Here is a 4,413-nt window from a genome sequence, read left to right as displayed (position 1 = left end):
GAACTGGACACGTCGACGCCCGACGGGTAGACAAGCACACGAAGCCTCTGGTGGAGATGGATTTCTTGGTCGAAAACCCATCTACCAGGGGCTTCACCTGTCTGTCACCCCAACTGCCCCTCCAGCCGAACAGGTTGGAAAGAGCTCACTGCCAATCGGAGATGTCACGGGCGATCACTCAGTTCATACACTTCGGTGTCCGTGTCGATCTCCAGGCGCGTCAGCATGGCCTCTTGCAGCAGTCGTTGTGGTGACAGGTGGCGCAGCGACGGCAGGATCAGGTGCTGTGTCTTGGTGCGCTGCAATGCCTCGACCATCTCGTCGAACACCGCCTGCGAGCCGTTGTCGTGCTCGCAGAAGATGGCGGCGAGCTGGAGTCCCTGGGTGCCGGCGAACCGGGCGATGCGCCGTTCCATCGCGTAGAGCTGCGCGTCGGTGACGTCGCAGAACACACGCATGTAGGCGAATGCTGAATCAGGCACGTGGTTCACCGCTGCCGCCCCTGAACTACCCAGAGACGAGCGCCGGTTTCCTGCTCAATGTGTTGACGCATGGCTTCCTGGAGGCCCGGCAGCCGAGCGAAGTGCCAGAGCGACGGCACCAGGACGTCCTTGACGTCGTACTGTTTCAGGGCTTCGAGCATGGCGTAGAACGCAGATTCGGAACACCGGATGTTCTCCGTGAACACCTGATCGAGCGCGAAGCCCTCGCGCGTGGCGTAGTCGGCAAGCTCTCCCTTGATGCGTCGAGCTTCGTCATCCTCAATGTCGCTGCCGACGACGCGCATATAGCCGTAGATTGCTGGTCGCATTGGATTCCCTCCGGCGTCTGGAATCCGGTCCGGCGGCGGGCGCTACCCCTCCGCCACCGGACCGGCATATGGGCAAGAAAAGCCATTTGACCTGGGGAAACCCAGCGCGCACGAGGGGTAGAACTGCCGCAAAAAAGAGGCGTTGACCGGCCCGACCTGGGCAAATAGCCCCCGCCTGGCTATGGTTGGGCGCACCCCTGGACCCTGGGAGGCACGGCACATGGCGAGCAAGCGCATACGGCTCGCACAGCGTCGCAAGTCGGCGGGCTACAGCCAGGAAAAGCTCGCCGAGCGCCTGGGCGTCGAGCGCTCGACGGTGGTGCGCTGGGAGACGGCCGAGAGCGTGCCGCAGCCATGGATGCGTCCCAAGTTAGCTGCGGCGCTCAAGGTGACGGCCGATGAGCTACAGAGGCTTCTCGACGACGTTACGGTCATTCAGGCCCGGCCCAGCGAGCGCATGAGCTACGTCCTGGAACACCCCGCGTCGGTCGACCTGGTGGCGGTCGCCCACCTCCACGAGCGCATCCGCCAGCTCGACGAGCAGTACGACAAGGCACCTTCGACGGCGCTCATCGGGCCCGCCGGCCAGGTCCACAGTCAGGTAAAGCTGCTTCGCGAAAGCGCGGCCAACCCTCGCGTGCGTAAGGCACTGTTCGAAGTCGAGGCCGAGTCAGCGACGTTCATGGGACAGTTGGTCTGGGATGTCAGCCAGCGCCGCGACCATGGCGCCTCGATCGTGTATCTCGACCAGGCTGTCGCCGCGGCCCGGCAGGCTCGTGACCCCTGCGCCGAGGCGTATGCGACGCTCCGCAAGAGCTTCGTCGCGCTGTACGGCGAGAAAGATCCCCGTAGAGGGCTGTCGTTGGCCGCACAGGCCACCGAAGTAGCGATACTGGCTAGTCCGTCGCTCGCTGGGCTGAGCCTGCTACACGTCGCCGAGGGGTACGCCATGACGGGCGACCTGACCTCGTGCGAGGACGCCCTACGTCGAGCCGAGGAGCAGTTCGACCGGGTCAGCGTCGACGACGTCGCGGCCGAGTACTACACGATCAACGAGTTCAGCCGCCTGTCAGGGTCCTGCTACCTGTTCCTCAACCTCCCCGAGCGAGCCGAGCCGATTCTGCGCGCCACGGCCAGGTCGCTTGCTGCCAAGAAGAAGAGCCAGGCGATCGCGCTGGGCAACCTCAGCTTGTCGCAGATTCGTCAGCGCAAGCTCGACGAGGCAGCGGACACCCTGCACCGGACGATCGATGCTGTTGAGCTGACGCGCGGCGGTGGCGGGCTTAACCTGGCGTTTGCTGCTGGTCGTGAGCTTCGCGAGTGGCGGCACGAACCGTGGGTGCAGGACGTAAATGATCGCCTGCTGGCCCTCATGGCGGCGATCTAGAACGGGTACGGGTGGGACGCGTGGGGAACATCGACCAGGCCAAGGAAGCCGTCCGCGACCGGGTGTGGCGTCTGCTGGAACGCGAGGGCGCCGTCCCAGAAGGCTCGTACGGCAAGATCCCTGGGTTCTACGGAGCTGACGCGACCGCCGAGCGCCTGGCCGAGCTTAAGGTGTGGCGGCAGGCCCGGACGGTCAAGGCGAACCCCGACTGGGCACAGCTGCCGATCCGCATCCGTGCGCTCCAGGACGGCAAGCTCCTCTATATGGCCGTCCCCAGGATGGCGAGCCTCCAGCCGTTCTACTTGCTGGACCCGGCGACGCTTGAACTACCCGTCGAGCAGGCCGCCGAGAAGAAGGGTGCCGCGCAGGCTGCATGTCGCGTCGGCGTCGAGGACATGCAGCCGATCGACGTCGTGATCTGCGGCAGCGTGGCGGTTAACCGCTCCGGCGCACGCATTGGCAAGGGTGCCGGGTACTCCGACCTGGAGGTTGCACTCCTCATCGAGGCGGGGCTGGTCACCGACGAGACGGTCATAGTGGCGCCCGTCCACCAGCTCCAGGTGGTCGACGAGGAGATCCCCGAGACCGAGCACGACTTCAGTGTCGACCTGATCGTGACGCCAGACGAGGTGATTCAGTGCCCCAACCGGCGCCGGCCACCGGGGCTGGTCTGGAACGACCTGACGGCGGAGAAGATTGAGGCGATCCCCGCTCTCGCAGCGAAGGCGGTAGATCGTCACGACTGAGCCACGCAACTCGTCGTGCAGCACCTGGCATCAAGTTGCTGAAAAAACGTGGGCACTTTCGAGACCGTGTTTACGACCTGTCGTAAACACCGGAGTGCTAGTAACCTCATACGGTGACGATTTTTGACTGGTGTCGACACTGCGGCAAACACGGGACAATGACCGAGGAGCACCTTCCGCCCAGAGTCGCAGGCAACCAATCTCCCATCACCATGTACAACGAGCAGGGCGGGGCGCTGACGGTCCTACGGAGCTTCGAGCGCGGCCACACGATTCCCTCGCTCTGCCGGACTGACAACAACAAGGCTAGCGACCGGGGTCTGCCGCAGGCGTACGCGCTCTGGCGCGATGACACCATTGGCCACCTCCGGGAAGCTGCTGCGGCGTTCCATCATGCAACCGGTCGACCACCTAACGATTTGTTCTACACCGCCCGAGAAAGCGGCGCCCTCAACCTGCCGATGGAGCACGGGACGAAACTCGGCTCAGAGCACATTGTGAACTTGAACCCCGGCAAGATCGTTCGTCAGGTGCTCGGCATGATGCTGGCCGTACAGGACGCTCGCTATCTGCTGGACACGCAACCGCAGTTGGCTACCGCTTACTACTCCGATGGGCCGACCTCGATTGAGCCGTTCACACTACACCTGGCGCTTGCCAACTATGGACTGGCCTACTTCCGAAGCGTCGCGCGGTCCGTGTCGGTGAGTCTCACCGGCCAGGGCACGAACAGCATCGATTGCTGGACTGTTGCGTTTCCGCCATTCCTTATCTTCTTGACCAGTGGGCCAAAAGCGCCTATCGAGGCAACTCGTATCGACCACTGGCTCGAATATCCCGTGGGTCAGGCGTTCAGCAAACGTGATCGGAAAGTGAGCTACCCGATTGCCGATCCGCGCACACTGCTTGTTGCCAAGCTCCGCCAAGACTGGGAAGCGCTTGAAGAGATGGATAGTTAGATTCTATCTGTCGTCTGCTGTACATGATCGCGCTACACCGATGCTTCGTAGCGATTTCCTAGGTCTGCGTCGGCCTTCCAGAGCAGCCGCACTCTACCGAAACGATGCGTGGGATGGCATCCTATTGCTTCCTGCGAGGGAAGGGGTGGGGAGTGGCAAGTCGCCAGAATCCCAAGTCCAAAGCGTTTGGACGCTATGTAGCCAACAAAGCAAGCATTCGCGGTTATGTCATGAACGGAGACGGCAAGGCCAAGCTCGCTGAGGCCGCAGGCATGCCCGAAGCCGACATAACCAAGATCCTTAACGGGGAGTACGAGATACAGCCCGACCCCCTCAAGCCCTTGGCTACAGCCCTGGATGTACCGCAGAAAGAGCTGCTCAGGATGGCCGGGGTGCTAGTGAGGTTTTCTCAGCCCCTTTCGTGCCATGCATTGTTGAGGACGAGGGCGGCCTGGGCGATGGCTCCGATCCGGCTGGGGCTGACCGTCACATGCTGCAGCGCGCGCCAGC

5 protein-coding genes are annotated in these 4,413 nt (G+C 63.0%); 3 read left to right on the top strand and 2 right to left on the bottom strand.

What is annotated here, in order from left to right; translation table 11 throughout:
* Positions 1-164: 164 nt before the first annotated feature.
* Positions 165-482, bottom strand: coding sequence for a recombinase family protein (locus tag AC2CJA_RS24630; protein WP_484604883.1), 318 nt, complete (start codon positions 480-482; stop codon positions 165-167).
* A gap of 5 nt (positions 483-487) precedes the next feature.
* Positions 488-787 carry a hypothetical protein gene (locus tag AC2CJA_RS24625; protein ID WP_484604882.1) on the bottom strand — a complete coding sequence of 100 codons (300 nt, stop codon included), beginning with the start codon at positions 785-787 and terminating at the stop codon, positions 488-490.
* Positions 788-1,031: 244 nt separating this feature from the next.
* Here AC2CJA_RS24625 and AC2CJA_RS24620 point away from each other — a divergent pair, with 244 nt between their 5' ends.
* The 3 genes from AC2CJA_RS24620 (at position 1,032) to AC2CJA_RS24610 (ending at position 3,903) form a co-directional block, all read left to right on the top strand.
* Positions 1,032-2,198, top strand: a complete 1,167-nt coding sequence (locus AC2CJA_RS24620; protein WP_484604881.1) for a helix-turn-helix transcriptional regulator — start codon at positions 1,032-1,034, stop codon at positions 2,196-2,198.
* A 20-nt stretch (positions 2,199-2,218) separates the two neighbouring features.
* Entirely contained in the window at positions 2,219-2,944 is a 726-nt protein-coding gene (locus AC2CJA_RS24615; RefSeq protein ID WP_484604880.1) for a 5-formyltetrahydrofolate cyclo-ligase, read from the top strand.
* Positions 2,945-3,156: 212 nt separating this feature from the next.
* Positions 3,157-3,903, top strand: coding sequence for a hypothetical protein (locus tag AC2CJA_RS24610; protein WP_484604879.1), 747 nt, complete (start codon positions 3,157-3,159; stop codon positions 3,901-3,903).
* Positions 3,904-4,413 lie beyond the last annotated feature (510 nt).

It is taken from the genome of Streptomyces sp. ATLC9, from assembly GCF_057196705.1.
Note: the sequence above shows the minus strand (reverse complement) of the source record. Positions and strands in the feature narration are given on the sequence as shown.

What these genes read in the sequence shown, in the direction of transcription:
- AC2CJA_RS24610 (WP_484604879.1), top strand. Translation starts at nt 3,157, where the DNA reads ATGTACAACGAGCAGGGCGGGGCGCTGACGGTCCTACGGAGCTTCGAG.
- AC2CJA_RS24620 (WP_484604881.1), top strand. Translation starts at nt 1,032, where the DNA reads ATGGCGAGCAAGCGCATACGGCTCGCACAGCGTCGCAAGTCGGCGGGC.
- AC2CJA_RS24625 (WP_484604882.1), bottom strand. Translation starts at nt 787, where the DNA reads ATGCGCGTCGTCGGCAGCGACATTGAGGATGACGAAGCTCGACGCATC.